The organism is Halomonas sp. 111, from assembly GCF_052379685.1.
Lineage (GTDB): Bacteria > Pseudomonadota > Gammaproteobacteria > Pseudomonadales > Halomonadaceae > Vreelandella > Vreelandella citrativorans.
Genome location: NZ_JBQSYV010000028.1, coordinates 16357 through 41591, shown reverse-complemented (window position 1 = coordinate 41591; position 25235 = coordinate 16357). Strand labels below are relative to the sequence as shown.

General features: G+C 59.4%; 24 protein-coding genes. 21 read left to right on the top strand and 3 right to left on the bottom strand.

Features of this window, described 5'->3' with window-relative positions:
* Positions 1–168 precede the first annotated feature (168 nt).
* The 8 genes from ACT3T7_RS17180 (at position 169) to ACT3T7_RS17145 (ending at position 7136) form a co-directional block, all read left to right on the top strand.
* Complete coding sequence (locus ACT3T7_RS17180; RefSeq protein ID WP_193055077.1) at positions 169–1629, top strand: efflux transporter outer membrane subunit; 1461 nt, start codon at positions 169–171, stop codon at positions 1627–1629.
* Between the two features lie 120 nt (positions 1630–1749).
* On the top strand, positions 1750–2796 hold the full coding sequence (cobT, locus tag ACT3T7_RS17175; RefSeq protein WP_444631723.1) for a nicotinate-nucleotide--dimethylbenzimidazole phosphoribosyltransferase: 1047 nt from the start codon (positions 1750–1752) through the stop codon (positions 2794–2796).
* Positions 2793–3758: an adenosylcobinamide-phosphate synthase CbiB gene (cbiB, locus tag ACT3T7_RS17170; RefSeq protein WP_444631721.1), complete on the top strand. Its 966-nt coding sequence runs from the start codon at positions 2793–2795 to the stop codon at positions 3756–3758. Before cobT ends, cbiB begins: the two co-directional genes overlap by 4 nt.
* Positions 3755–4876, top strand: coding sequence for a threonine-phosphate decarboxylase CobD (cobD, locus tag ACT3T7_RS17165; protein WP_444631720.1), 1122 nt, complete (start codon positions 3755–3757; stop codon positions 4874–4876). The genes cbiB and cobD overlap by 4 nt, the downstream gene beginning before the upstream one ends.
* Complete coding sequence (locus tag ACT3T7_RS17160; protein ID WP_444631719.1) at positions 4860–5396, top strand: bifunctional adenosylcobinamide kinase/adenosylcobinamide-phosphate guanylyltransferase; 537 nt, start codon at positions 4860–4862, stop codon at positions 5394–5396. Before cobD ends, ACT3T7_RS17160 begins: the two co-directional genes overlap by 17 nt.
* The gene (cobS, locus tag ACT3T7_RS17155; protein ID WP_444631717.1) at positions 5393–6163 is read left to right on the top strand and encodes an adenosylcobinamide-GDP ribazoletransferase; all 771 of its coding nucleotides are present in this window, start codon (positions 5393–5395) and stop codon (positions 6161–6163) included. Before ACT3T7_RS17160 ends, cobS begins: the two co-directional genes overlap by 4 nt.
* Positions 6100–6753: a histidine phosphatase family protein gene (locus ACT3T7_RS17150; protein ID WP_172118263.1), complete on the top strand. Its 654-nt coding sequence runs from the start codon at positions 6100–6102 to the stop codon at positions 6751–6753. The genes cobS and ACT3T7_RS17150 overlap by 64 nt, the downstream gene beginning before the upstream one ends.
* Positions 6705–7136 (top strand): bifunctional adenosylcobinamide kinase/adenosylcobinamide-phosphate guanylyltransferase, encoded by a 432-nt coding sequence (locus ACT3T7_RS17145; protein ID WP_444631715.1) that lies wholly within the window; start codon positions 6705–6707, stop codon positions 7134–7136. Before ACT3T7_RS17150 ends, ACT3T7_RS17145 begins: the two co-directional genes overlap by 49 nt.
* Before the next feature lie 54 nt (positions 7137–7190).
* Here the strand turns inward: ACT3T7_RS17145 and ACT3T7_RS17140 are convergent, their stop codons facing one another.
* Both ACT3T7_RS17140 and ACT3T7_RS17135 read right to left on the bottom strand, forming a co-directional pair.
* The gene (locus tag ACT3T7_RS17140) at positions 7191–7955 is read right to left on the bottom strand and encodes an ABC transporter ATP-binding protein (RefSeq protein WP_444631713.1); all 765 of its coding nucleotides are present in this window, start codon (positions 7953–7955) and stop codon (positions 7191–7193) included.
* Positions 7952–9007: a FecCD family ABC transporter permease gene (locus ACT3T7_RS17135; protein WP_444631712.1), complete on the bottom strand. Its 1056-nt coding sequence runs from the start codon at positions 9005–9007 to the stop codon at positions 7952–7954. The genes ACT3T7_RS17140 and ACT3T7_RS17135 overlap by 4 nt, the downstream gene beginning before the upstream one ends.
* A gap of 401 nt (positions 9008–9408) precedes the next feature.
* On the opposite strand from ACT3T7_RS17135, the gene ACT3T7_RS17130 reads away from it, so the two are divergent.
* From ACT3T7_RS17130 to cobJ, 9 genes are read left to right on the top strand one after another with little or no spacing between them, the layout of a single operon-like run.
* Positions 9409–11130, top strand: a complete 1722-nt coding sequence (locus tag ACT3T7_RS17130; protein ID WP_444631710.1) for an AAA family ATPase — start codon at positions 9409–9411, stop codon at positions 11128–11130.
* Entirely contained in the window at positions 11127–11720 is a 594-nt protein-coding gene (gene cobO / locus ACT3T7_RS17125; protein WP_444631709.1) for a cob(I)yrinic acid a,c-diamide adenosyltransferase, read from the top strand. The genes ACT3T7_RS17130 and cobO overlap by 4 nt, the downstream gene beginning before the upstream one ends.
* The gene (locus ACT3T7_RS17120; protein ID WP_444631708.1) at positions 11720–13108 is read left to right on the top strand and encodes a cobyrinate a,c-diamide synthase; all 1389 of its coding nucleotides are present in this window, start codon (positions 11720–11722) and stop codon (positions 13106–13108) included. The genes cobO and ACT3T7_RS17120 overlap by 1 nt, the downstream gene beginning before the upstream one ends.
* Positions 13095–14207: a cobalamin biosynthesis protein CobW gene (gene cobW, locus ACT3T7_RS17115; protein ID WP_444631707.1), complete on the top strand. Its 1113-nt coding sequence runs from the start codon at positions 13095–13097 to the stop codon at positions 14205–14207. Before ACT3T7_RS17120 ends, cobW begins: the two co-directional genes overlap by 14 nt.
* A complete protein-coding gene (gene cobN / locus ACT3T7_RS17110) occupies positions 14207–18037 on the top strand; it encodes a cobaltochelatase subunit CobN (protein ID WP_444631705.1) in 3831 nt (1276 codons plus the stop codon). Before cobW ends, cobN begins: the two co-directional genes overlap by 1 nt.
* Positions 18034–19209, top strand: a complete 1176-nt coding sequence (locus ACT3T7_RS17105; RefSeq protein ID WP_444631703.1) for a cobalamin biosynthesis protein CobG — start codon at positions 18034–18036, stop codon at positions 19207–19209. Before cobN ends, ACT3T7_RS17105 begins: the two co-directional genes overlap by 4 nt.
* Entirely contained in the window at positions 19193–19822 is a 630-nt protein-coding gene (locus tag ACT3T7_RS17100; RefSeq protein WP_172118253.1) for a precorrin-8X methylmutase, read from the top strand. The genes ACT3T7_RS17105 and ACT3T7_RS17100 overlap by 17 nt, the downstream gene beginning before the upstream one ends.
* Complete coding sequence (gene cobI, locus ACT3T7_RS17095; protein WP_444631702.1) at positions 19819–20580, top strand: precorrin-2 C(20)-methyltransferase; 762 nt, start codon at positions 19819–19821, stop codon at positions 20578–20580. Before ACT3T7_RS17100 ends, cobI begins: the two co-directional genes overlap by 4 nt.
* Positions 20577–21326, top strand: a complete 750-nt coding sequence (cobJ, locus tag ACT3T7_RS17090) for a precorrin-3B C(17)-methyltransferase (RefSeq protein WP_444631701.1) — start codon at positions 20577–20579, stop codon at positions 21324–21326. Before cobI ends, cobJ begins: the two co-directional genes overlap by 4 nt.
* Here cobJ and ACT3T7_RS17085 read toward each other — a convergent pair whose 3' ends face one another.
* Positions 21327–22064: a cobalt-precorrin-6A reductase gene (locus tag ACT3T7_RS17085; protein ID WP_444631700.1), complete on the bottom strand. Its 738-nt coding sequence runs from the start codon at positions 22062–22064 to the stop codon at positions 21327–21329.
* Here ACT3T7_RS17085 and cbiE point away from each other — a divergent pair.
* Genes cbiE through cobF form a run of 4 tightly spaced genes read left to right on the top strand, consistent with a single transcriptional unit; the run spans position 22063 to position 25221 of the window.
* The gene (cbiE, locus tag ACT3T7_RS17080; protein ID WP_444631699.1) at positions 22063–23271 is read left to right on the top strand and encodes a precorrin-6y C5,15-methyltransferase (decarboxylating) subunit CbiE; all 1209 of its coding nucleotides are present in this window, start codon (positions 22063–22065) and stop codon (positions 23269–23271) included. The two genes, ACT3T7_RS17085 and cbiE, sit on opposite strands and share 2 nt — an antisense overlap.
* Positions 23268–23666 (top strand): cobalamin biosynthesis protein, encoded by a 399-nt coding sequence (locus tag ACT3T7_RS17075; RefSeq protein WP_444631698.1) that lies wholly within the window; start codon positions 23268–23270, stop codon positions 23664–23666. The genes cbiE and ACT3T7_RS17075 overlap by 4 nt, the downstream gene beginning before the upstream one ends.
* Positions 23663–24460 (top strand): precorrin-4 C(11)-methyltransferase, encoded by a 798-nt coding sequence (cobM, locus tag ACT3T7_RS17070; RefSeq protein WP_444631696.1) that lies wholly within the window; start codon positions 23663–23665, stop codon positions 24458–24460. Before ACT3T7_RS17075 ends, cobM begins: the two co-directional genes overlap by 4 nt.
* On the top strand, positions 24457–25221 hold the full coding sequence (cobF, locus tag ACT3T7_RS17065; RefSeq protein ID WP_444631694.1) for a precorrin-6A synthase (deacetylating): 765 nt from the start codon (positions 24457–24459) through the stop codon (positions 25219–25221). The genes cobM and cobF overlap by 4 nt, the downstream gene beginning before the upstream one ends.
* Positions 25222–25235 lie beyond the last annotated feature (14 nt).

The window sequence follows — 25235 nt, the reverse complement described above, 5'->3', positions numbered from 1 at the left end:
GCAACTATAGTCGTTAGAACCATCGTCGTTAGAGCCATAGCTGTTAGAACTATAGTAGTTAGCGGGGAGTGCGACGAACGGTTGTTTAATTTTATCCTGAGATAATTATTTGAGTGGATGAATAGCTCAACGGTGGCAAACACTGTAGAAGAATGCAAAGGAGTGCAGATGTACAAGGGGAACGTCAAACGCCGTTGGTTAGGGGTGGCGCTTGTCGCTTTATTAAGTGGCTGTACGGTAGGGCCTGATTATCAGCGTCCTGAAATAGCGCTACCGGATACCTGGCCTGAGCGTATTACGCTCAGCCAGGCAGAGCGCAGCGAATGGCGCGATTGGTGGAAGCAGTTCAATGATCCCGCCTTAAATACGCTGGTTGCCCGTGCCACGCAGGATAATCTCGAATTGGCCGTTCAACTGGGCCGTATTCAAGAGGCCCGAGCACAGTTGGGGTTGGCCGATGCCGAGCTATTCCCAAGCGTTGGTTACCAAGCTGAAGCTAACCGCGAACGCATGCCTGGGGCTTCCATACCCATCGATATTGAGCCGGTGCAAGACTTGCTCACCTCGACCAGCAATCAATACTCTCTCGCGGGTAGCCTTGAGTATGAATTTGACCTTTGGGGACGGTTGGCGCGCCAACGCGAGGCCGCCATCGCCATGTTTGAAGAGAGTCAGTTTGCCCACGATGCCGCTGAAATTGGCGTCATTGCGGATGTTGTCACTACCTATTTCGATCTTAAAAGCGCTCAGTACCAGCAGGCGATACTTGAAGAGACGCAGGCCGCTTACGAAGAGACGTACCGGCTGCAACAACTGCGGTTCGAGTTGGGTGAAAGCAGTGAACTTGAGGTGCGCCAGGCTGAAGCTGAGTGGCAGGGCGCGCGTACTGAACTCCCGCAGGTTACTCAGCGGGTAGAGACGCTGAGAGGCGCCTTGGCCGTGCTGGCGGGGATGTCACCGCGTGAACTAATGGGCGAGCTTGATTTTGGCGATACGCATCTACGCGAAATTGCTGAGCCTGCGCGTATTCCGCATTTACTCCCTTCAGAACTGCTTCAGCGGCGGCCAGACCTGCGGGCAGCGGAGGCTGAGCTGATCGCCGCTAACGCCCAGGTTGGTGTGGCCGAAGCCGGCCGTTTGCCATCGCTGAACCTCAATGCTTCCCTGGCAAGCGTGGCGGCCAATACCAGCGACCTGTTTACCGATAATGCACACTCTTGGGGGCTTGGTGCATCAATTGTTGGGCCGCTTCTGGATTTCGGGCGCAGCCGAGCCAATGTGGAAAGCGCGGAAGCGCTGGTCGAACAAGCCGATGCGCAGTATCGACTAACCGTGTTGACCGCCTTCAACGAAGTACGCGATGCGCTGTATAACTACGATATCAGCCAGCAGCGCGTCGAGGCAGTCAATGACCAGCTTGAGGCGGTAGAGCGGGCGCAGGAGCTTGCGGTGCTGATGCATGAGCAAGGGCAAGTCAGCATGCTGGAAAGGCTCGACGCTGATCGCTCGCTGCTTTCAGCCGAGCTTGACCGTGCGGATGTGCAGCGCGAACGGTTGGCGGCGGCAGCGACGTTATTTAAAGCCCTGGGCGGCGGGTGGCAGGCCAATCCTCCGGCAACACTGCAATAGCACCAGCGTAACGGCTAAAAAGCCAGGTGCGCGGCGATGAAAGAGCAACGTTAAAGCCCCAACGTTTGTTACTATTTGAGGCTTAACTGTCTGTTTTCTTTTACGCTACCGGAGCTCGCTATGCATTCCCTTATTGCCCAGATACAACCTGTTGATTACGCTGCTGGTGATAGGGCAAGGGCGTATCTGGACACGCTGACCAAGCCGCCTGGAAGCCTTGGGATGCTAGAGCAGTTGGCGATTCAGCTTAGCGAAATTAGCGGTGAACGTGCGCCTACTCTTACGCCGCCTGGGGTCGTGGTGTTTGCCGCGGACCATGGCGTTGCCGCCGAAGGCGTTTCTGCCTTTCCCCAAGCGGTTACGGCACAGATGGTCGCCAACTTCGCCAGCGGAGGTGCGGCAATCAACGTGTTTGCCCGGCAGGTGAACGCCAGGCTGGAAATCGTCGATGTGGGTGTCGTAGGCGATATTGATATGCCGGGCGTGGTCGTCAATAAGATACGTCGCGCCTCGGGTAATATTGCTATTGAAAATGCCATGCTCCCTGAGCAAGCCCAAGCGGCAATTGAGGCAGGCATTAGTGCCGTGAGGCGCGCTCACCAGGCGGGTTGTCGTAGTGTGATAGTAGGCGAGATGGGCATTGCCAACACCACCGCGAGTAGCGCCATGTTAGCGGCCTTGACCGGTACGCCGGTGGCTCAGGTGGTGGGCGCAGGCACGGGGCTTAACAGCCAGCAGCAAACCCATAAGGTGAATGTTATTGAACGGGCGCTTGCGGCGCGGCATTTTGAGGCGAATCAACCGTTAAGTGTGCTGGCCACCTTGGGTGGGCTTGAAATAGCCGCGATGACCGGCGCCTATTTGGCTGCAGCCGCTTATCGTCTGCCCGTCATTGTCGATGGCTTTATTGCGAGCGTGGCCGCACTGACTGCCTGCCGAATTTGCCCCGCTGTAAGCGGCTATCTTGTATTCGGTCATCGCTCTGAAGAGCCAGGCCACGGGGTAGCGCTGGAAGCGCTTGAGGCAACACCGTTACTCGCGCTGGGCATGCGCTTGGGGGAAGGCAGCGGTGCCGCGCTGGCTTTCCCTTTGCTCCAGGCGGCTACCGCCATGATGGCTGAAATGGCGACGTTTACCTCCGCCGGTATCGCGGACAAAACAGCGTGACCCTGCTACTGCTTATTACCCTCGCTATCGGGTTGGATTTACTACTAGGCGACCCTCGCTCGTTGCCGCACCCGGTCGTTTTCATTGGCCGCATGATCAGCTTTTTGGAAAAGCGCTGGAATCGAGGCACTGATTCACAGCGAAAGCGCCGGGGATTTCTACTCACCGCAACCGTCGTCATTAGCGTATGGGGCGTAAGCTGGTCAGTGCTTGCGCTGTTAACGGCGATTAACGTTTGGCTTGGGTTAGCTGCGGAGCTCTGGCTGCTGGCTACAACGCTTGCCATTAAAGGGCTGGCGGATGCAGGCCGAGCCGTCGCGGTACCGCTGGCTAACGGCGATTTGCCGGGCGCACGCCAAGCGCTTTCCATGATTGTTGGGCGCGATACGGCAGCGCTCGATGAGGCTGAAATCACTCGGGCGACGGTGGAAACCGTGGCTGAAAATACCGTGGATGGTATTACCGCACCGCTGTTTTTTGCCATGATAGGTGGGGCGCCGTTAGCTCTGGCGTATAAGGCGATTAACACGCTGGACTCCATGGTAGGTTACCGTAACGAGCGCTTTGAAAATTTTGGCTTTGCCTCGGCCAAGCTGGACGATATTGCCAACTGGCTGCCTGCCCGAATCACCGCGTGTTGCCTTTGGTTAGGCGGCATTTTATTGGCCTTGGTGGCCAACAAGCCGCTACGCTGGCGAGGCGCGCTACGTGCCACTTTCCAAGAGGCCCCGCGTCACCCAAGCCCCAATGCCGGCTGGCCAGAGGCCATGGTTGCCAGGCTATTGGGTGTGCAGTTGGGTGGGCTTAATACCTATCAAGGCGCTATTTCTCGGCGCGCAACGCTTGGCGAGCCACTGGCGCCACTAAACGTGACGCACATTGGGGCGACCATTCAACTAATGCATGTAGGGTGGCTGCTGTTTATGGTGCTGATGGGGTTGCTATGGGTGGGGGTAAGGTGAGCTATAAAGCAGAGCAGTGCGTCTCTCACTGGCCAAGCCATGGTGGCCAGCCAGCCGCACTTTTAAAGCGCTTTGGGCTACCCGATGCGCACCCGATAGAAGACTTTAGCGCCAACCTTAATCCGCTTGGTCCGCCTGAGTGGGTGGCAAACGCGCTCACTACGTCGATTGCGTCGCTAGCCCATTACCCGGCACCTGATTATCGCGAGGCTCGGGAAGCGATAGCCGCCTACCACGGCGTTACGCCCGAGCAGGTACTGCTGACCAACGGGGGCGCTGAGGCGATTTTTTTAACGGCAGCCCGATATGCAGGCAAGCGCGCCGCCATCGTGACGCCTGGCTTTGGAGAGTATGCGCGCGCCTGCCGCGCACACCGTTTGCCAATTACTTATATTGCGTTACCCGCTCCAACGTTTGAGCTTGATCTCGACGCATTAATGGCATCACTAAAAGACATCAGCGTACTGTTTTTATGCCGCCCCAATAACCCTACCGCTACGTTGATTCCACTGAGTACCATGCAGGCGCTATTGGCCCGCACGGCAGCGATAGGTTGCGATGTGGTGGTTGATGAAGCGTTTGTCGATATGACCGTGGAGGAGGGGGAAAGAGCGTCGTTAACGCCCCTGTTGACCGAGTATCCGCATCTACTGCTGCTACGCTCGATGACCAAGTTTTATACGTTGCCGGGGTTACGCGTAGGCTACGTGCTGGCGTCTTCGGTGGTCATCCAAACGCTGGCGGTGCATCAACCGCCCTGGAGCGTAAATCAGATGGCGGCTGCGTTGGTGGCGCCGCTCCTTCGGGATGCGGTGTTTGCTGAGCAAACTCGCAGCTGGCTAAACCAGCAGCATCCGCTGATGGCGGCATCTCTGCCTACAAAAGAGCTTGATGTCGTCACCAGCACGACGAATTTTTTTCTGGTAAGGCCTAATAACACTTTGCGTGAAAGGGGGCTTACCAGTAACGTACTTTTTGAGCATCTGTTGCGAAACGGCATACTGGTTCGTCATACGCATAACTTTGCAGGTCTGGACGGTGATTGGGTGCGCATTGCCCTGCGTGGCGCAACAGCGAACCAACGATTATTAAAGGTACTGAATGATTGTCTTTGTTAGTGGCGGCGCTCGCTCGGGGAAAAGCGCAGTGGCCGAGCAGCAGGTAATAAAAGCCGCCAAGGGGAGCAGTTGCTACTACATTGCTACTGCGGAGGTTTATGGCGCAGAGATGGCGGCTCGAGTGGCACGCCATCAAAGCGCACGGGATACGCGTTGGATCACGATAGAGGCACCCATTGCCATTGACCAAGCTATCGCACAAGTGCCCGATGGCGCCGCTGTATTGTTGGACTGCCTGACACTCTGGGCCAGTCAGGTGCGTTACGCGGGTGGTTTAACTGACTCCCAAGGCAAGGCGCTCTTACAAAAGAGCGTACAAGATGCGCGCTCGCGAGGCATTCACCTGGTGCTGGTGTCCAACGACCTCAATGAGGATCTGCCTTCACCTGATAAAGAACTCTGGAGTTTCCTGACGTTTTTACAGGCACTGCATTGCTGGCTGGCGGCTGAGGCAAACTCGGTGCTTGAAGTGGTGGCTGGGCATGCCATTGAGTGGAAACCCAAGAGTGAGCCTTCATGAAAAATGCTTTTTATGGTGGTGCGCTTGCCCTGCAGTTTTTAACCCGCTTACCGGTACCGATTGCTTGCCCTTGGACACCTAAAACCCGCCGCTGGGCTATCCGTGTCTATCCCCTGGTGGGGCTATTGTTGGGTAGTTTGTTAGCGCTGCTGGCGCTGTTGCTTCAAAACGCGCCCACGCCAATTGCCGCACTTGCGCTGCTCAGCCTATGGGTGGGCTTGAGCGGTGGCTTGCACCTGGATGGGGTAATGGATTTAGCCGATGCACTGGGCAGCAATCAGCCGCTGGCGCGCCGCTGGGAAATCATGAAAGACCCCCAAATTGGCAGTTTCGGCATCCTGGCGCTGCTTTTTTTGCTTGCCTGGAAAGGCGTCCTGCTTTGGGCATTGCTGCAATACGGTGCTCCGCTCTGGTGGTTGGTGGTACTCCCCGCGCTGGGGCGGTGGGGCGGTGCAATGCTACTGGTATTCACGCCATGTGCTCAACAAACAGGGCTGGCCTGGGCCTGGAAACAGTCGCTTGGCCTGCGTGATGTACTGCTGGCGCTGGTACCTTTGCTGCTGCTCGCGCTTTTTTGGCCGGGCATTATGGCAATGTGTCTTGCGACGGGCTTATTTGTAGTCGCCAGCCGATGGGCGCTGATGACACTGTTCCAGGGTATTAATGGTGATATGGTGGGTGCGACGATAGAAGGGGGTGAGTTGTGGCTGATGGGGTTAATGTTGAGCTGGTGGTGGTACGCCATGGCATCACCGCCTGGAATGTAGAGCGCCGCTATCAGGGGCAGCGCGATATTCCGTTGTTATTTCCTGATGCTGAAGAGGGGCTTTTAGCACTTCGCGAAGCGCTAGCAAGCGAGCGTTTTGACGCGATCTATTCAAGTGACCTTCACCGCTGCCAACAAACGCTTGAATGGATTCAAGCGGCCAAGCCGGGGGTGCCGCTACGTTTGGAGTCTCGCCTACAAGAACTCAATTTTGGCGATTATGAAGGCAAGGTTTACGATGAACTTAAGGACTTGCCGCATTATCGAGCCTGGGTGGATAGTGTCGGCGAGCTACAAATTCCCGGTGGCGAGTCCGCGGCTCAGTTACGTGAGCGCTTGGCGCTTTGGCTTGCCGATGTAGCGAAAGATGCCTTGGCGCATGGGTATCACAAGATTCTGGTCGTGACGCATGGCGGCGTTATCCGCGAGCTTCGTCGCCGCTTTGAAACGATTGAGTTTTGGGATGGCGCGGTGACTCAGGCCCAGGGAAGACGCTGGCAATTGACGTATCACCCCGGCGATTGTGGAAAAGGAGAGTGGCTATGCAACTGTTCATCGGCGGTGCCTGTGCCGGTAAGCGAAGCCTTGTAAAAACACGTTTTCCAAGTGCTGTCTGGTGGCGGTTAGCGCCTGGGCAGCGCTTACGTGAGTGCGCCGGGGTAATGTTGCCCAGCACACCATTAATACTGCATGGCGTACTGGAGTGGCTCTCAGCCTCCATGGACTCAGATGCAGGAAGCGATGGCTGGCGGTCACAATGGTGCGATGATTTAAACGAGCTTCTGCAATCTGCCAAGGCGCAGCAAACAGCGCTGGTTATTATCGCCAGCGATATCGGCCGAGGCATAGTGCCCATCGAGCGCCACCAACGCCGCCTGCGTGATTTAAACGGCTGGTTTAGCCAAGACGTAGCGGAACGTGCCGAGCACGTTTGGTATGTGCGCCATGGGTTGGTTATGCCGATGCCAGCATAGAATTAGTGCTGTTTTATTGTCTGGCGTGTACGCAGAGAGTGGCTGGCATGCCTTTTAAACCGCGCTTCTAAAACGCATGATCCGTTTGCCGTCAATGGGATCATCCAGCACGTGGGCATGCACGCCGAACGTCTCTTGTAAGCACTGGGCGGTTAGCACGTCATGTGGTTGGCCGCTGGCGATCAGTCGTCCGCCGTCCATCACGCCAATGCGGTCGCACTCCATGGCCTGGTTAAGGTCGTGCAGGGTGATCACAACGGTAATCGGCAATTGCCTGACCAGCTCAAGAATGGAGAGCTGGTGGCGGATATCCAAATGGTTGGTGGGCTCGTCCAGCAGGAGAATTTTGGGTTGCTGGGCCAGTGCCCGGGCAATATGAACGCGCTGGCGCTCACCGCCAGAAAGGGTATGCCAGAGGCGGTCCGCCATGTGTGCCATATCCACGTCATCCAGTGCCTGGCCGACAATCGCATCATCCTCGGCAGACCAGGGGCGAAGCGCAGTGAGAAACGGCGTACGTCCCAGTGCAACCACCTGACGCACATGAATTCTATCGGTGGTTTCCGCCTGCTGTTCAACCATTGCGATAGACTGCGCAATATGGCGTTGGCGCATTTTGGCGATCGGCTGACCGCCCATGTGCACATGACCCGTTTTGGGTTTGTTTAAACCTGCCAGCAGGCGAAGCAGCGTGGTCTTGCCTGAGCCGTTGGGGCCAATCAAGCCAAAGGTTTGGCCGGGCGCAACGTCCAGGCAAACGTCCTTTAAAAGCGTGCGTCCATGCACGCTCCAGCCCAGCTGTTCAGCGGTTAATTTCATCGGTTCCTCGTGCCGCGAACAAGAATCATCGCAAAAGCTGGCGCGCCGATCAGCGAGGTAATAACCCCAATGGGCAGCACCTGGCCGGGCACCAGAATGCGCGAGAGAATATCTGAGCCAATCAAAAACACGGCGCCAGCAAGTGCCGAAGCGGGCACCAGGCGCGTGTGCTGGGTGCCCACGATAAAACGCATGGCATGCGGAATGACCAAACCGACAAAGCCAATAGCGCCCACCATCGACACCATAATGGCTGTCACCAGCGCTACCGCAATAATTAACAGCCCCCGTGTTGGGCGCACGGCGATGCCCATGGACGCCGCGCTGTCGGCGCCGAAAGTAAAGGCGTCCAGTGCGCGGCGGTGCCAAAGGCAAATCAGCAGGCCGCCCAGGGTGGCAGGTAAAGCGATCACGACATCGCTCCAGCGCACGCCGGAAAGATTGCCCAGTAGCCAGAACATGATGCCGCGTGCCTGCTCGGCACTGGCCGACTTGGTAATGATGAAGGCGGTCAGCGCGTTAAACAGTTGAGAGCCTGCAATGCCCGCCAGAATAATAGCCCCGGCGGCTTGGGTGCTGCGCCCACCGCCAGTCCCGCTGCTGGCTGCATGGGCAAGCAGTACCACCAGGCCAAAGGCAAGTACTGCCCCGGCAAACGCCCCGGCAGATAAAGTGAAAGCACCCGCACCAAGCCCTGCTACGGTAACGGCTACGGCACCGGTTGAGGCGCCTGCAGAAATACCCATCAAGTACGGGTCCGCCAGGGGGTTACGCAGCAACGCTTGAAGCACCACTCCGGCCAGCGCCAGCGCGGCGCCACAACACGCAGCCACAATGGCGCGGCTTAAGCGGTAGTTCCAGATAATACCGGCATCAATACGATCAACAGCGTAGTTAGCGCCCAGAAGATGATTGGCCAATACCTTGAGAATCGTATCCACAGGGATCGAGGTTTCACCAATCGCCGTACCGGCGAGCAGTGCTACCAGCAATACCAAGGGGGCAAGCCAAAACCAGTGCGCCTGAGAGCGCGGTGCTTGGGTGCTTTGCATCGCAACCGCTTTCATGGCGTAAACGAGGTAGCAGGTAGGGCGGAGAAGGGCTTCATAGAATGGTATTCCGGGTGCCGATGGATATAAAACTCGACAGACTGCCGAAGATGTGACGATAAAGCACGAAAAACCTTTGCGATTGATGACTTGCTTAAGCGGGGAGGTGGCTACACCCTGGTGCCATCCTCTATAATGCGCGGTTATTGTAGTCATTTTATCGGCGCTTGGCTCTATCGTTATTCTCTTGTCAGTGATGAATAACTTTCACGTGTGTTGCAGTGTCCATGCGTCGCTTAATGTATTAGGTTTACCCGCTTGTAAAGTAGGCGCTTTACTCGCTTGTTAGGGCGCTGAGTAGCTCAATATCTTCTTGTTAAATCAAGTTAATGTTCCTTCTGCCCATGGTGATGCCTGTGGTTGAGTTTCCCTTTACCGCCGTCGTCGGCCAGGCATCGCTTAAAAAAGCGCTGCTTCTGAACGTGATTAACCCGCGCATTGGCGGCGTGCTGATTAGCGGCCCGCGAGGCAGCGCAAAATCGACCCTCGCCCGCGCGTTGGCCGCACTGCTTCCAGAATCAGGTCAGGGCGACACGTCGCCGTTTGTTACGCTGCCGCTGGGCGCCAGCGAAGACCGCCTGACCGGTAGCCTGGACCTGCAAAAGGTATTGAACGAGCGCGAAGCTACCTTTCACGAAGGGCTGTTGGCCAAAGCCCATGGCGGCGTTTTGTACGTCGATGAAGTCAATCTGCTCGCTGACACGCTGGTTGATCTGCTGCTGGATGTGGCTGCCAGTGGGGTCAATATCGTCGAACGCGACGGTATCAGTCACTCCCACGCGGCACGCTTTAGCCTGATTGGCACCATGAACCCGGATGAAGGGGAACTGCGCCCGCAGTTGCTCGACCGCTTTGGCCTCTGTCTGGAACAGCCAGCCTCCATCCGTATCGAAGAACGCATCGCCATCGTGCAGCAGCGCGATGCTTTTGATCGCGACCCCGAGCGCTTTATCGCCGACTACGCTGATGAGCAGTCAGCCCTGCGTGAACGTATCGAGCAGGCGCGCCGCACGCTTGCTGCCGTTACCGCACCTGATTGGGTTTACGCGCACATCGCCAGGCGCTGTGAAGAGGCCGGCGTTGAAGGCCTGCGTGCCGATGTTACCTGGCACCGCGCCGCCCAGGCCCATGCCGCTTGGCGGGGGAGCGATACGATCACTCAGGACGATGTCGATACCGTTGAGCCTTGGATATTGGCCCATCGGCGTACGCGTGAATCTTCCACACCGCCGTCTTCTCCGCCCCCGTCATCCACGCCAAATGAAAAACCTTCTGGCGGTCAGCCGTCTGCCAGTGGACATTCTGGCGAGCAAGGACAGTGGGGCGCCATGCCGCCCGTGGCGCAGAATATGCGGGATAGTCAGCCGCTTGATCTCCCTGCGCTACGCTTGGCTCCTTCTTCCCACCGGCCTGTGGCTAAGCAGCCGCTATCACTGGGTGGTAGGCGCAAGGGTGATGAAGCGGGCCAGGGGCGAACCAGGGCTGCGCTGAGCCCTCGGCCAGACTGGTTTGCTACGCTGATCGCCAATCGCGGCCAATGGCCTTGGCGGCAGTTGCGTTATCAAAAAGCGCGCACTGGGCAGCCGGTGCTGCATTTGGTGCTGCTGGACACCTCCGGCTCGACGCTGGGTAAGCGCCTGTTGGGCCAAGCCAAGGGCTGGGTCGATAGCCTGACTCGCCAGGCGTACAGCGCGCGCGAGCAGCTGGCCGTATTGGGCTTTGGCAACGATGCGGTGACAGCGTTATTCACCCGACAACGCGCCCCCAAAAGCCTGGAAGCGACGCTGAATAGTGCCGATGGCGGGGGCGGTACGCCGCTGCGTAAAGTGGTAGAGGAGGCAGGACGGTTGATTCGCCAGTGGCAGTGCCGTGAGCCTGGCCTGCATATACGCACTTACTTGATCACCGACGGACGCACCCGCGAAACCGTTGCAGACCTGCCAAAACTGGGAGACTGCGTGGTGATGGATACCGAATACTCATTTGTAAAACGTGGCCAGGCCGCGCGCCTTGCCCAGCAGCTGGGCGCCCACTATTGGGCCATGCCCACCCAGGAGTCAGCATGAGCGATAGCAATCACCAAAACCGCATGCAGCGCAAAAAAGAGGTGGTCGACGAGCGCATCAGCCGCGCTATTGATGAGCGCGGGGTGTTAATCCTGCTCAAAGGCAACGGCAAGGGTAAAAGCAGCTCGGCGCTCGGTACATTGGCGCGCTCGCTGGGGCATGGTCAGAAAGGCGCGGTCATTCAGTTCATTAAAGGGCGGCGCGAAACCGGTGAATACCTGTTCTTTCGTGACCACCCAAGGCTTGACTGGCACATCATGGGTCAAGGGTTTACCTGGGAAACCCAGGACCGCGAGCGCGATATAAAGGCCGCCGAAGCCGCCTGGAAAATCGCTAAGGGGCTGCTGGAAGACCCGGCCTATAACATCATCGTGCTGGACGAAATGAGCTACATGTTCAAGTACGGCTACCTGGACCCGGTGCCGGTGGTCGAGGCTTTAAAGCGTCGCCCGGCGCATCAAAACGTGATTATTACCGGGCGCACCATGGCGCAGCCGCTTCAGGAAATCGCCGACACTATCAGCACCGTGCAGGATGAGCGTCACGCATTTCGCGGCGGCGTTAAAGCCCAGCCGGGGATCGAGTACTGATGAGCACACCTTCCGCCCGCTGCCCCGCGCTGTTTATCTCGGCACCGGCCTCAGGCCAGGGTAAAACCACGGTAACCGCTGGGCTTGCGCGGCTGCTGCGTAATCAGGGCAAGGTGGTGCGGGTATTTAAAACTGGTCCGGACTACCTGGACCCGCAAATACTCGCCCAGGCCTCGGGCCAGCCGGTTGATCAGCTCGACTTATGGATGGCAGGCGAAGCCTACTGCCGCCAACGCTTTTATGAAGCCGCTGTTGAAGCCGATTTGATTCTGGTGGAAGGCGCCATGGGGATGTTTGACGGCGAGCCTTCCAGTGCCGATTTAGCCGCGCTGTTCGGCATTCCCATGGCCATCGTGATGGATGTTAAAGGCATGGCCCAAACCGCCGCTGCGCTGGTTACAGGGCTGGCTGGCTTTCGTGAAGACATTCATTTTGCCGGGCTGATCGCCAATAACTGTGGCTCGCAGCGCCACCGTGAGCTGATTGAAGGCGCGCTGCCTGAAGCCATACCGTTTCTGGCTGCTGTACCACGTGACCCTGAGCTGGCACTTCCCGAGCGCCATCTGGGCCTGGTGCAGGCGGAAGAGATTCGCGACGATCTGGAAATTCGCTTTGAAGCCGCCGCGCAGGCGCTGGAAGCCGCAGGCCTGCTGGATGCGCTCGCCACGCTTTCGCCGGTCAGCTTTAGTGCTTCTACTGAGGCGCTTCCCGCTGTGCCGCAAGGGCTAACAGGGCAGACGATAGGCGTAGCCCGCGATGCGGCGTTCAGCTTTATTTATCAGGCCAACCTGGACCTGCTGGCGCAGATGGGCGCGCAGGTGCGCTTTTTCTCGCCGCTGAGCGACGCTGAACTGCCCGAGTGCGATGCCCTTTGGCTACCCGGCGGCTACCCGGAGCTTCACGCGCAGGCGCTTGCGGCGAACGGCGCCATGCGCGATGCCATAAAAGGCTTCTTTAGCGCGGACAAACCCATCCTCGCCGAGTGTGGTGGCATGCTGTATAGCCTGGAAACGTTAACCGACTATGCTGAGAACCCTCACTCCATGCTCGGTTTACTGCCGGGGCACGGTGCCATGCGCGGGCGTCGCGGTTGCCAAGGCATGCAGACTGCCGAGCTACCCGAAGGACCGGTTCGCGGCCATGCGCACCATCGCTCGATGGCCGAGCAAACGCCCGAGCCGATTGCTTACGGGCGCCGCCAGCGCCACCCAGCGCCTGGCGAGCCGATTTATCGTGCCGGGCGCCTGACGGCGACCTACTTACATCTGTTTTTCCCGAATAATCCTGCGGCGGTAGCGCGTCTGTTTAGCCACGCTCTTGGCAACGATTCAGCGCAGGCCACGGCCGCAAGCTCCCAAATTAAGGAATCCTCGCATGCAGTTAAATAAAATTCCCGCCACGGTTGTGACTGGTTTTCTGGGCAGCGGCAAGACCACCTTGCTGGCCAATATTCTGCGCCAGATCACCGGTAAGCGAATTGCGGTTATCGTCAATGAGTTTGGCGAGCAGGATATCGACTCAAGCCTGCTGCGTAGCTGTGCGCTGGATTGTGACGCAGAAAGTGACGAGGGTGAGCAAATCGCCTCCGGTGAAGACGGCAGCATTTACGAGCTGGCCAATGGCTGCATCTGCTGCACGGTGGAAGAAGAGTTTTTGCCGGTGATGAAACAACTGGTGGCGCGGCGTGATGATATCGACCATATCCTGATCGAAACCAGCGGGCTGGCCTTGCCCAAGCCGCTGGTACAGGCGTTTAACTGGCCGGAAGTGCGTCAGCACTGCACCGTGGATGCGATTATCACGGTGATCGACGGGCCTGCCGTCGCTGCGGGCCGGTTTGCCAACGACGAAGAAAAGGTTGCCGCCCAGCGGCTGGCCGATGACAGCCTTGATCACGACCCCAGCCTGCGCGAACTGCTGGATGACCAGCTAAGCGCGGCGGATTTAGTGCTGGTCAGTAAAACCGACCTGCTGAGCGCCGACGAGAAAGCCCGCGTTGAAGCGCTGGTACAGGCGCGGGTACCCGCATCGGTCAAAACGCTGTTTATCGACCAAACGCTAGCGACTGACACGGCCCAGCTGGAAGCCCTGATGGGCATAGGCGCGGCCAGTGAAGAGCATATCGACAAGATTACCAACCATCACGACAAGCACCATGCCGAAGGCGCCCACCACGATCACGCCCACGATAACTTTGATTCCTGCGTGATTACGCTGGGCGAAGTCGATGGCGATGAGCTGGCGGCCAAGCTTCAACACCTGCTGAAAACCCAGGAGATCTATCGCGCCAAGGGCTTTGCGGCAATTCCCGGTAAGCCCATGCGCCGAGTCATCCAGGCCGTCGGCGAGCGCCTGGACGGCTATTTTGACCGATTGTGGCGCCAGGACGAGCCGCGCCAGACCCAACTGGTGATTATCGGCAAAACGCTGAACAGCGATGAAATTCATAAGGCGTTGGCCAGCGCTGAGAAATCGGTAAGCGCCTAATGCATCTTTTCGCCGCCAAACCGGGAGGCTTTGTTGATGATGAAGGCATCATCGACCTGCAGCAAAGCCCTGCCGAGGTTGTCATTATGTCCGCCGCTGACAGCAACCTGTCGGCGTTGGCCCAGGCGGTTGATCGCCTGGGCGATGACTACCCCTCGGTGCGGCTGGCGAACTGGATGAACCTGGTGAAACCAGCGGCGTTTGATCTTTACGAAGACCGCGTGCTGGAAAAGGCCCGGCTGGTGGTGGTGTCACTGCTGGGCGGAAAGGGCTACTGGCAATATGGCTACGAGCGGCTTCTGGCTTGGGCGGCTGCCAAGCCCGGGCGCCAGCTGATTCTGGTGCCCGGCTGCGATGCCCCGGACGATGCCCTGCTGGAAGACTCTAGCATTGCCTTTGACGATGCCTACCGCGTATGGCGCTACTTGCGCGAAGGCGGTGTGGATAACGCCGAGCAGATGCTTCGATTTATCGCCAATGAATGTTTAGCGCACGAGCATCTGTGGCAAGAGCCTAAAGTGATTCCGGCGGCGGTAATTTACGCACCCCAAGCCAACGGCCAGCAGGCGGTCAGCCTAAGCGAGTGGCGTGACCAGCGTATTGCAGAGCGCCCGGTGTGCCTGCTGCTGTTTTATCGCAGCCACCTGCAAGGCGCGAATACCGCTGTGCTCGACGGCATGATCGACGCGCTGAAAGACGAAGGGCTTGAGCCGTTAGCCGTCGCGGTGGCCTCTTTAAAAGAAGGCCCCTGCATCGCGTTCGCCAATCACCTCATTGAGCAAACCGGCGCCATGCTGGTGGTCAATACCACCGGCTTTTCGGTAAACCGTACCGCCGATGACGCCAATGCAGCAGATGAGCTGGGCAGCAATCTTCATGAGAGCCTTTTTGTCGGGCGGCCGGTGGTGCTTCAGGCGATACTCGCCAGCAGTACGGCGGATGACTGGCAGGGCATGGCCGCAGGCCTGCATAGCCGCGATGTCGCCATGCAGGTAGTGCTGCCCGAAATGGACGGGCGGATTATCACCCGCGCCGTTGGGTTTAAAGCCGAGGCGCACTATAACGCTCGCGCCCAGCTCTCTGTCACGCACCATACGCTGCACCCGGAGCGTGCCGCCTTTGTGGCCAAGCTGGCCCAACGGTTTTGCGCCCTACGCCAAACGCCCAATGCCCAAAAGCGCGTCGCGCTGATTATGGCCAACTACCCCAACCGCGATGGGCGTATCGGTAACGGCGTGGGGCTGGATACACCGGCCTCTACGCTGCACATTTTAAATGCCCTGCAAGGTGCTGGTTATCCGCTAAGCGAATTGCCGGAAAGCGGCGATGCGCTGATTCGCCTGCTCCAGGGCGCGGTTACTAACGATCATGACAGCCTGGATCAGCGCGCCTGCTGGCAAAGCATCAGCGTTGACGACTATCTGGCCTGGTTTCAAACCCTGCCCGCCGCGCTTCAGAAAACGATATGGACCCGCTGGGGCGCGCCGCAAGATGACCCCAAATGCCGCCAGGGGCGGCTGATGATCTCGGGTATCCGCCTGGGCGAAACCTTCGTGGGCATCCAGCCCGAGCGCGACTTTATCGAAGACCTGACCCAGTCCTATCACGATATGGAGCTGGCGCCGCCGCATAGCTACCTGGCGTTCTACCTCTGGCTGCGCGAGCACTATCAGGTCGAGGCGGTTATTCACGTGGGCAAGCACGGTAATCTGGAGTGGCTGCCGGGTAAAAGCAGCGCGTTAAGCGCCGAATGCTGGCCGGATATCGCGCTCGGGCCGATGCCGCACTTTTATCCGTTTATTGTCAATGACCCCGGCGAAGGCGCCCAGGCCAAGCGCAGAAGCCAGGCGGTAATTATCGATCACTTGATGCCGCCGCTGGCGCGCGCTGAACTTTACGGCCCTATGGCCGAGCTTGAAGCGCTGACCGATGAGTATTATCAGGCGCTGGACATGGACCCGCGTCGCGAAGCGCTGATTCGCGAACAGATATTGGCTCACTTGCGGGCAACCGGCATTGATCAAGAGCTTGCCCACGCGGTGAATAGCAGCTGTGACAGCGAAATTCTCAATGAGCTGGATACGTTTCTGTGCGATATCAAGGAAGCCCAGATTCGCCACGGCCTGCACATACTGGGTGAGCTTCCGCCCGAGGAAAAACGGGCGGCCACGCTGGTAGCACTGTTAAGGCTGCCGCGTGGTGAAGCGGTGGCAAGCCGCGGTTTGCTGCACAATCTGGCCGCTGACCTGGCGCTGGGCGAGGACTTCGACCCGCTGGCGGCGGGCAGCGAGCCTTGGCTTGGCCCTAAACCGGCTGTGCTAGCAAGCAAACTAACCGCTGCCTGGCGAACCGGCGCCGATACCCGCGAGCGGCTGGAGCTGCTCGGCGAAGAGCTTGTAGCCGACTACGTGTTGACCCAAGGCAATCTGGCAGCGCTTGCCCAGGTGTATCCCACCACGGCTGAGCAGCTTAAATTTGCCCGCGAGCAGCTGTGGGCCGCCATGCAGCAGGGCGTAAAGATGGAGATTGGCTCGCTGCTGGATGGGCTTGAGGGGATTTTTGTACCCGCCGGGCCGAGCGGTGCGCCGAGCCGGGGGCGGTTGGATACGCTGCCCACCGGGCGCAACTTTTTCAGCTTGGACAACCGCTCGATCCCATCGCCCGCCGCCTCGACGCTGGGCGAAAAGTCCGCCCAGGCATTTGTCGAACGCTACCTGCAGGATCACGGTGACTATCCACGCCGCTTGGGGCTCTCCATCTGGGGGACCGCGACCATGCGTACCGGCGGCGACGATATCGCCCAGGCCTTTGCGCTGATGGGCGTGCGGCCCAAATGGTCATTGGGTTCTCAGCGGGTGATCGATTTTGAAGTGATTCCTTCGATGCTGCTTAACCGCCCACGGGTGGATGTCACGCTGCGCGTATCCGGATTCTTTCGCGATGCCTTTCCGAACGTGATTCGCCTGTTTGATGCCGCCGTGCAAGCAGTGGCCAACTATGCAGAACCGGGCGATAGCAACACCATTCGCGCCGCTGTGCTTGAACGCCAGCACGCCCTTGAAGCGCAAGGGTTAAGTGCCGAAATGGCCGCCCAGGAAGCGAGCTACCGTATTTTTGGCAGCAAGCCTGGCGAGTATGGCGCAGGCCTGAACCGGCTGATTGAAAACCGTAGCTGGAGCGATGCCGATGACCTGGCCGAGGCCTACCTGGGCACCGGCGCCTACGCTTACGGGCAGTTCGCGGATTCCGGCACCGCCGCACGCGGCGCCTTTGAGCAGCAGATCAAAGGGCTGGATGCGGTGATGCAGAATCAGGATAACCGTGAGCACGATATTCTCGATTCCAACAGCTACTACGCCTTTCAGGGCGGCATGGCCAACGCTACCCGCGCGCTTGCCGGCCAGGCGCCGGAGATTTATCACGCCGACCACGCCAACCCCGCCGTACCCAAAATTCGCACGCTCAAAGAGGAGCTTGCCCGGGTCATTCGCTCGCGCGTGTTGAACCCCAAGTGGATCAACGCCATGCGCGAACACGGCTACAAGGGCGCGTTTGAGATGGCCGCCACGGTCGACTACCTGTTTGCTTATGACGCCACCACGGATTTGGTGGCGGATTACCAGTACGCCCAGGTGAGCGAAGCGCTGGTGCTGGATGAGGCCAACCAGCAGTTTTTACGTGAGCATAACCCCGCAGCGCTTGAAGAGATGGCCGAGCGGTTGCTGGAAGCTGCCCAGCGCGGCATGTGGCAGGAACCCAGCGAGCACGGCGACGCGCTGCAAGACCTGCTGCTGGAAATGGACGAAGCCAGGGAAACCGCCAGTTTATGAGCACTAGTCCGCTGATCAAAGGCTGGTGCCCAAGCGCCTGGCGGCCTATGGAAACCGGTGACGGCTGGTTGGTGCGCGTGCGCCCACCGCTCGGCCAGCTATCCAGGGCGCAGGTGCTCGCGCTGTGCGACGCAGCGGAAACCTATGGCAATGGGTTAATTGAGTTAACCAGCCGCGCCAATATTCAGCTGCGCGGCGTCTCGGAAAGCACATGGCCGCCGCTAATGGATTTTTTGGTAGTGCACGAATTGGTCAGTGCGGACCCCGCCACCGAGCAGCAACCCCAGTGCCTGCTAGCGCCCGGCTGGCAGGCGGGCGATGACACGCATCAACTTGCCTGCTTATTACAGCTGCGAGGCAGTGAACTGGCCGCGATGCCCAGCAAAGTTGGCATTGCGATTGATGTGGGTGAATTAGCGGTATTGGGAGATACCTCCGCTGATTTTCGAGTGGAACGCGCAATAGAAGGCGGGCTGATAGTGCGCGCTGAAGGCCAGGCCTGCGGTACCCCGGTGGGCTCTATTGAGGCGGCCATTGAGCATTTAATACGCCTGACGCACTGGTTTGTGGAAAGCGGCGGAAATGACGCCGGGCGGATGCGGCGGCATAAAGTGCCGCTTCCCGCGTGGTCACCTGCTAAAATGCGCCCCGCGAGCGCTTCTGCCATGGAGAATGCAACGCAGGGCGCGGTACTGGCGCTTGGCAAGTATCAAGCGGGGATGGTTTACGGGCTGCCGTTTGGGCGCGCAGCCGCTGCTGCGTTGCGGGCAGCGGTTACGCCTGCGGCGGTAAGCTATGTGCGGGTAACGCCGTGGCGACGCTTATGGGTCAAGGGCGCAAGTGAGCCGGTTGAAGGGTTGATCAGTGATAATCAGGATACGCGCTTATTGATGGATGCCTGCCCCGGCGCGCCTTACTGCGCTCAGGCAAGCGTTGCTACCCAGCCGCTGGCTAAACGGTTAGCGCCCGGCGTTAAAAGACACAGCGTTCATATATCCGGTTGCGCCAAGGGGTGCGCCCGCCGTTCATCGGCCGACGTGTGCCTGGTCGGTCAGGCAGGCCGATTTAATCTTATTGTTAAGGGTGATGCCCAGAGCACGCCCGTTAAGATAGGCCTCACCGAGACTGAGGTCGTCGAATATTTGGAGAGTTTGGGTGCCCTATACGTATGAAACAAGCGGCCCGGCGATTTACCGGGAATCCTTCGCGATTATCCGTAGCGAGGCCGACCTTGCGCGCTTTTCTGCCGAGGAAGAGACCGTTGCCGTGCGCATGATTCACGCTGCCGGGCTTGTCGAGTTGGCCGCGCATATTCACTTTCAAAATGACGCGGTCAATAAAGCGCGTTCAGCACTCGAACGCGGCGCGCCGATTCTCTGCGATGCACGCATGGTGTCCGAAGGCATCACCCGCAAGCGGCTGCCGGCCAATAACGAGATTATTTGCACCCTGAACGATGAGCGCACGCCACACCTCGCCCAGGAAATGGCTAACACCCGTTCGGCCGCAGCACTAGAACTATGGCGCCCGCATCTGGAAGGCGCCGTGGTGGCCATTGGCAACGCGCCCACCGCGCTGTTTCATCTTTTGAACATGCTGGAAGACCCGAGCTGCCCACGCCCAGCGGCAGTAATCGGCTGCCCGGTAGGCTTTGTAGGCGCCGCTGAATCCAAGGAAGCGCTATGGGCGACGCCCGCCATTCCCAGCTGCATCGTTCGTGGCCGTTTGGGGGGAAGCGCGGTGACGGTCGCGGCCATTAACGCCATGGCGGATCGCGTCGAATGACTCAGGCCTCTACGCAAGAAACTATACAAAGTACCAAGCAAGGCACGGTTTACGGCGTTGGCCTGGGGCCGGGCAGCCAGGACTTGATGAGCGTGCGCGCCGACCGGCTGATTCGCGGCGCCACACATATCGCCTATTTTCGTAAAAAGGGCCGCAAGGGTCATGCGCGCAGTATTGTTGAAGGCTTGTTAGCCTCCGGCACTATCGAGCTGCCCATGGAGTATCCGGTTACCACAGAGATCCCTTTCGACGACCCGCAGTACAACGCGCTGCTCTCGGAGTTTTACTCGCGATGTGTGGCCCAACTGATCGAGATAGCCAACGCCGGTGACAACGTGGTGGTGCTCTGCGAAGGCGACCCGTTCTTCTATGGTTCGTTTATGCACCTGTATACGCGCCTGCTCAACCAAGTGCCGGTGTCGGTAGTGCCGGGGATTACCGGTATGTCTGCCGCCTGGACGGCGACCGCGCAGCCGATTACCTGGGGCGATGATATTCTGACCGTGCTGATGGGCACGCTGCCGGAAGAAACGCTCGGCAAACATATCACCGATACCGACGCGCTGGTGGTCATGAAGATTGGGCGTAATCTAAACAAGCTGCGCCGGGCGCTTAAACAAGCGGGCCGGGAAGACCAGGCGTGGTTGATTGAGTACGCTGCCATGGAGCAGCAGCGCGTGCTGCCGTTGGTAGACGTTGGCGAGAGCGTGCCTTACTTCTCGATAGTGCTGATTCACGGTAACGGGAGGCGCCCATGAGCGGCTGGCTAAAAATTGTCGGCCTGGGCCCAGGCGCCGAGGCGATGATGACCCCCGAAGTGTCCGCCGCGCTTTCGGATGCCACCGACGTTGTCGGCTATGTGCCTTACGTTAACCGCGTAGCGCCGAGGGAAGGACTTACGCGCCACGGCTCGGATAACCGCGAAGAGATTCGCCGTGCCGAGCAGGCCTTGCAGCTGGCGTTAGAAGGGCACCGAGTTGTGGTGGTTTCCTCTGGCGACCCCGGCGTATTCGCCATGGCCTCGGCAGTGTTTGAAGCGCTGGAAGCGGGCGATGCCGCGTGGCGCGCACTGGATATTCAGGTGCTGCCGGGTATTTCGGCCATGCTGGCGGCCAGCGCCCGTGCGGGCGCGCCGCTGGGCCACGACTTCTGCTGCATCAATTTATCCGACAATTTGAAGCCCTGGGCGCTGATCGAAAAGCGCCTGCGTTTGGCCGTTGAAGCCGATTTTGCGATGGCGTTTTATAATCCGCGCTCAAAATCGCGCCCGGTAGGGTTTGAACGCACGTTGGAGGTGTTGCGCGAGGCGTGCGAACCCGAACGGTTGATCATCTTCGCCCGCGCGGTTTCCACGCCGGAAGAGTCAATCCGCGTAACGGCCTTAAAAGATGCCACCCCGGAAATGGCCGATATGCGCACACTGGTGATTGTCGGTTCAAAACAGACGCGGTTAATTGAGCGAGATGGTGAGCCGTTGGTTTATACGCCGCGTTCAGCGCTTTGATCAAGAGCGATCATTAAGCCAGGCAAGCACCTCATCAACGCTATGCACTTCATGGCGAGCGGGCAGCGCCGGGCGGTCAATCATGATAACTGGCACGCCGAGCGCGCGGGCGGCGCCAAGTTTGGAAACAGCACCTTCGCCACCAGCGTTTTTGCACACGATGCGCTCGATACGTTGGGTTTTGAGTAGCGCTAAATCGCCCTCCAGCGTGAACGGGCCTCTATCCACCGTGGTGGTGAAGTGGGCAAGCGGCGGCGGGGCGGTTGGCTCGTCGACCAAACGCAGCACATAGTGGTGTTGAGGTTGTGCGGCAAACGCGGCCAGGTGCATGCGGCCAATGGCGAGCAGCACACGCTGGAGCGGGCCTTCGAGGGCGCTAACCGCCTCTTCGACACTTGCCACGTGTTGCCAGTTATCGTGAGTGGTGGGCACCCAGGCGGGGCGGGTCAGAGCAATCGCCGGTACGCCGGTTTGCTGGGCGGCGGCCAACACGTTATGGCTCATCTGTGTGGCAAACGGGTGGGTTGCATCAATAATATGGGTGATGCGCTGTTGGGTAATAAAAGCCGCCAAACCGCCGGCGCCGCCGAAACCGCCCACGCGGGTGGGCAGCGGCTGCGCTTTAGGCGCGTTAACGCGGCCTGCATAGCTGAACATGGCTGGAATGCCGCGCTGGCTAACGGCGCTGGCCAGTGCACTGGCCTCGCTCGTACCCCCAAGAATCAGGACGTTTATCATGGCTTTAGTTAACAAGGCTCCGTGGCTCACACTGTTAGGTTGGGGGGAGAGTGGCACAGCGGGCCTGACAGCGGCAAGCCGTGAGCAGCTTGAACGTGCCGAAATCGTGTTCGGCGCCCGCCGCCATCTGCGGCTTCTTCCTCCGTTAAACGCGGATATTCGCGAGTGGCCGGTGCCGTTTCTTGATGGCATCCCCGCACTTCTCAACGAGCGCGGCCGCCAAGTGGTCATGCTGGTATCCAATGATCCGTTCTGGTTCGGGGCGGGCACTAGCGTGGCGCGCCACTTGGAGGCCAGCGAATGGATCGCCGTGCCATCACCCTCGACCTTTAACCTAGCGGCGGCCCGGTTGGGCTGGCCGCTTGAGCGCTGCACCTGCCTGGGCCTGCACGCTAAACCGCTTACCCGCATTCGACCCTACCTGCAAAGCGGTAGACGCTTGCTGGTGCTGTTACGCGATGGTGCCGCTGTAGCTGAATTGGCCGCGCTGGTGAAAACATTTGGCTTTGGGGATTCCCAGCTACGCGTGCTGGAAGCTCTGGGCGGTGAAGATGAACGCGTCCGCACGCTGCGCATGGGGGATACGCTACCCGAGGATATCGCTCACCCGGTGGCGGTCGGCATCGAAGTCGCCGGTAACGGCCCCGCGCTGCCTTTAACGCCGGGCCTGGCCGATAGCTTTTTTGAGCACGATGGGCAGATCACCAAGCAGGCCGTGCGCAGCCTAACGCTTTCGGCACTTGCCCCCAAGTCTGGGGAGCGGTTGTGGGATATCGGCACTGGCTCTGGCTCCATCGCCATTGAGTGGCTGCTGGCCCATCCGGATAATCAGGCCATTGGCTTTGAGCAGCATCCGGAGCGCGCCGCGCGGGCGCGGCGTAATGCAGAAAACCTCGGCGTTGATTGGCTGGAGGTAAACGAAGGCTGCGCCCCGGAGGTGCTTGAGAATGCGCCGCTGCCCGATGCGGTGTTTATCGGCGGAGGGCTTTCCCAAAAACTGCTGGACACTTTATGGCAGGTGTTGCCCCACGGCACGCGGGTAGTAGCCAACGCGGTCACGCTGGAATCCGAAGCGTTGCTGGCGCATTGGCAGCAACAGGCGGGCGGCGAACTGCTGCGCCTGGAGCTTGCCCACGCCGCGCCCATGGGCACGCGCCGGGGCTGGAAATCCAGCTACCCAATCGTGCAGTGGCGCGGTGTTCGATGACTACGCAAACAATAGCGATGAACGTGGCAGGTTTCGGCTTTCGCCGGCAGGCAACGCGTGAGTCGCTTGAACAGGCGCTGGATCAGTTGATTGCCGAGTACGGCCCTATTGATCAGTTGGCGGCAGCGCGCAGTATGCTGCCACTGGTTGAAGCGCTGGGCAGCGCTCGTAACATCCCGGTAATAGGCGTAGCGGACGAAGCATTACCCAGCGCCACCACGCTGACGCATTCCGCCTACAGCCTGCGCGAAAAAGGCACCGGCAGCGTGGCCGAAGCCGTGGCGCTGCTGGCCGCAGGCCAAGGGGCACGGCTTCTAGGCCCGCGAACAGTTTCAGACGATAGAAAGGCCACGGCCGCGGTGGCAGCCACAGCGGCGCAAGGAGTTGGATTATGACGGTTCATTTTATTGGCGCAGGCCCCGGCGCGCCGGATCTTCTCACGCTGCGCGGGCGCGACCTGATCGCCGCCTGCCCGGTATGCCTGTATGCAGGGTCGCTCGTCCCCGAAGAAATCCTCGAGCACTGCCCAGAAGGCGCGCGCATCATCAACACCGCGCCGCTGTCGCTCGATGAGATTATGCAGGAAATTCAAACCGCCCACGCCGCAGGCCATGACGTAGCCCGGCTGCACTCCGGCGATTTATCAGTGTGGTCCGCCATGGGCGAACAGCTGCGTCGCCTGCGCGAGCTTGATATTCCCTACAGTGTTACCCCCGGCGTGCCTTCCTTTGCGGCGGCGGCGGCAACGCTCGGCCAGGAACTCACGCTACCCGGCGTAGCGCAGTCCGTCGTGCTGACCCGCACGCCGGGCCGGGCAAGCGCCATGCCTGAAAATGAAACGCTGGCCAACTTCGCCCGCACCGGCACCACGCTTGCTATTCACCTCTCCATCCACAACCTGGCCCAGGTAGTAGAAAGCCTGACGCCCCATTACGGCGAAGAGTGCCCGGTAGCGATTGTATGGCGGGCCAGCTGGCCGGATGAGCACGTGGTGCGCGGGCGCTTATCCACGGTGGAATCCCTGATCGACAACACACTCCAGCGTACGGCGCTGATTCTGGTAGGGCCGGTGCTCGAATCCGAAGACTTTCAGGAAAGCAGCCTGTACGCGGTAGGTTACGACCGCCGTTTTCGCCCCCAGTCCGCCGACTCACCGTTTGCCAGCAGCGATGAAGAGGGCGGCGCATGATCACGCTCTCGCTGATCGGTATTGGCACCGGCAACGTCGACCACGTAACGCTCGCAGCCGTGCGTGCCCTCAACGAGGCCGAAGTGATTCTGCTACCCCGTAAGGGTGAAGCGAAATCGGACCTTATCGACCTGCGCCGCGTGCTTTGCGAACAGCTTCTTAATGAAACGGCTAATACCCGCATCGTTGAGTTCGATTTACCCACCCGCGATGCCGAGAGCCAGTACCTAAACGCAGTAGACGAATGGCATAACGCCATTGCCAGCGTATGGGCCGAGCTGATGGATAAGCACCTGCCTGGCGGTGGCCGAGTAGGAATGCTGGTATGGGGCGACCCCTCGCTTTACGACAGCAGCCTGCGCATCGCCAAGCGCCTGACGGATAGCGGCCGTGCGGTTGAGGTCAACGTCGTGCCCGGCATCACCAGCCTGCAAGTGCTCACCGCCGAGCATAAAATCCCGCTCAACGCGCTCGCCGAACCCATCCAAATCACCACCGGCCGCCGCCTGCGCGAACGCGGCTGGCCTGAAGATGCCGCCACGGTAGCCGTGATGCTCGACAGCGGCGGGGCGTTTACCACGCTGCCACAAGCCGACACCCACATCTGGTGGGGCGCTTATTTAGGCATGGATAAGCAGTGCCTGATCAAAGGCCCGCTCAGCGAGGTAAGTGACGAGATTATTGAACGCCGCGCAGCACTACGTGAAACGCATGGCTGGATTATGGATATCTACCTACTCGCCCAACAGCCACTCATCTAGCGCCGGTATTAATG

What these genes read in the sequence shown, in the direction of transcription:
- ACT3T7_RS17075 (WP_444631698.1), top strand. Translation starts at nt 23,268, where the DNA reads ATGACTACGCAAACAATAGCGATGAACGTGGCAGGTTTCGGCTTTCGC.
- cobO (WP_444631709.1), top strand. Translation starts at nt 11,127, where the DNA reads ATGAGCGATAGCAATCACCAAAACCGCATGCAGCGCAAAAAAGAGGTG.
- ACT3T7_RS17120 (WP_444631708.1), top strand. Translation starts at nt 11,720, where the DNA reads ATGAGCACACCTTCCGCCCGCTGCCCCGCGCTGTTTATCTCGGCACCG.
- ACT3T7_RS17135 (WP_444631712.1), bottom strand. Translation starts at nt 9,007, where the DNA reads ATGCAAAGCACCCAAGCACCGCGCTCTCAGGCGCACTGGTTTTGGCTT.
- cbiE (WP_444631699.1), top strand. Translation starts at nt 22,063, where the DNA reads ATGGCTTTAGTTAACAAGGCTCCGTGGCTCACACTGTTAGGTTGGGGG.
- cobW (WP_444631707.1), top strand. Translation starts at nt 13,095, where the DNA reads ATGCAGTTAAATAAAATTCCCGCCACGGTTGTGACTGGTTTTCTGGGC.
- ACT3T7_RS17180 (WP_193055077.1), top strand. Translation starts at nt 169, where the DNA reads ATGTACAAGGGGAACGTCAAACGCCGTTGGTTAGGGGTGGCGCTTGTC.
- ACT3T7_RS17160 (WP_444631719.1), top strand. Translation starts at nt 4,860, where the DNA reads ATGATTGTCTTTGTTAGTGGCGGCGCTCGCTCGGGGAAAAGCGCAGTG.
- cobI (WP_444631702.1), top strand. Translation starts at nt 19,819, where the DNA reads ATGACTCAGGCCTCTACGCAAGAAACTATACAAAGTACCAAGCAAGGC.
- cobN (WP_444631705.1), top strand. Translation starts at nt 14,207, where the DNA reads ATGCATCTTTTCGCCGCCAAACCGGGAGGCTTTGTTGATGATGAAGGC.
- cobS (WP_444631717.1), top strand. Translation starts at nt 5,393, where the DNA reads ATGAAAAATGCTTTTTATGGTGGTGCGCTTGCCCTGCAGTTTTTAACC.
- ACT3T7_RS17145 (WP_444631715.1), top strand. Translation starts at nt 6,705, where the DNA reads ATGCAACTGTTCATCGGCGGTGCCTGTGCCGGTAAGCGAAGCCTTGTA.
- cobJ (WP_444631701.1), top strand. Translation starts at nt 20,577, where the DNA reads ATGAGCGGCTGGCTAAAAATTGTCGGCCTGGGCCCAGGCGCCGAGGCG.
- cobF (WP_444631694.1), top strand. Translation starts at nt 24,457, where the DNA reads ATGATCACGCTCTCGCTGATCGGTATTGGCACCGGCAACGTCGACCAC.
- cobT (WP_444631723.1), top strand. Translation starts at nt 1,750, where the DNA reads ATGCATTCCCTTATTGCCCAGATACAACCTGTTGATTACGCTGCTGGT.
- ACT3T7_RS17105 (WP_444631703.1), top strand. Translation starts at nt 18,034, where the DNA reads ATGAGCACTAGTCCGCTGATCAAAGGCTGGTGCCCAAGCGCCTGGCGG.
- ACT3T7_RS17130 (WP_444631710.1), top strand. Translation starts at nt 9,409, where the DNA reads ATGGTGATGCCTGTGGTTGAGTTTCCCTTTACCGCCGTCGTCGGCCAG.
- ACT3T7_RS17085 (WP_444631700.1), bottom strand. Translation starts at nt 22,064, where the DNA reads ATGATAAACGTCCTGATTCTTGGGGGTACGAGCGAGGCCAGTGCACTG.
- cobM (WP_444631696.1), top strand. Translation starts at nt 23,663, where the DNA reads ATGACGGTTCATTTTATTGGCGCAGGCCCCGGCGCGCCGGATCTTCTC.
- ACT3T7_RS17140 (WP_444631713.1), bottom strand. Translation starts at nt 7,955, where the DNA reads ATGAAATTAACCGCTGAACAGCTGGGCTGGAGCGTGCATGGACGCACG.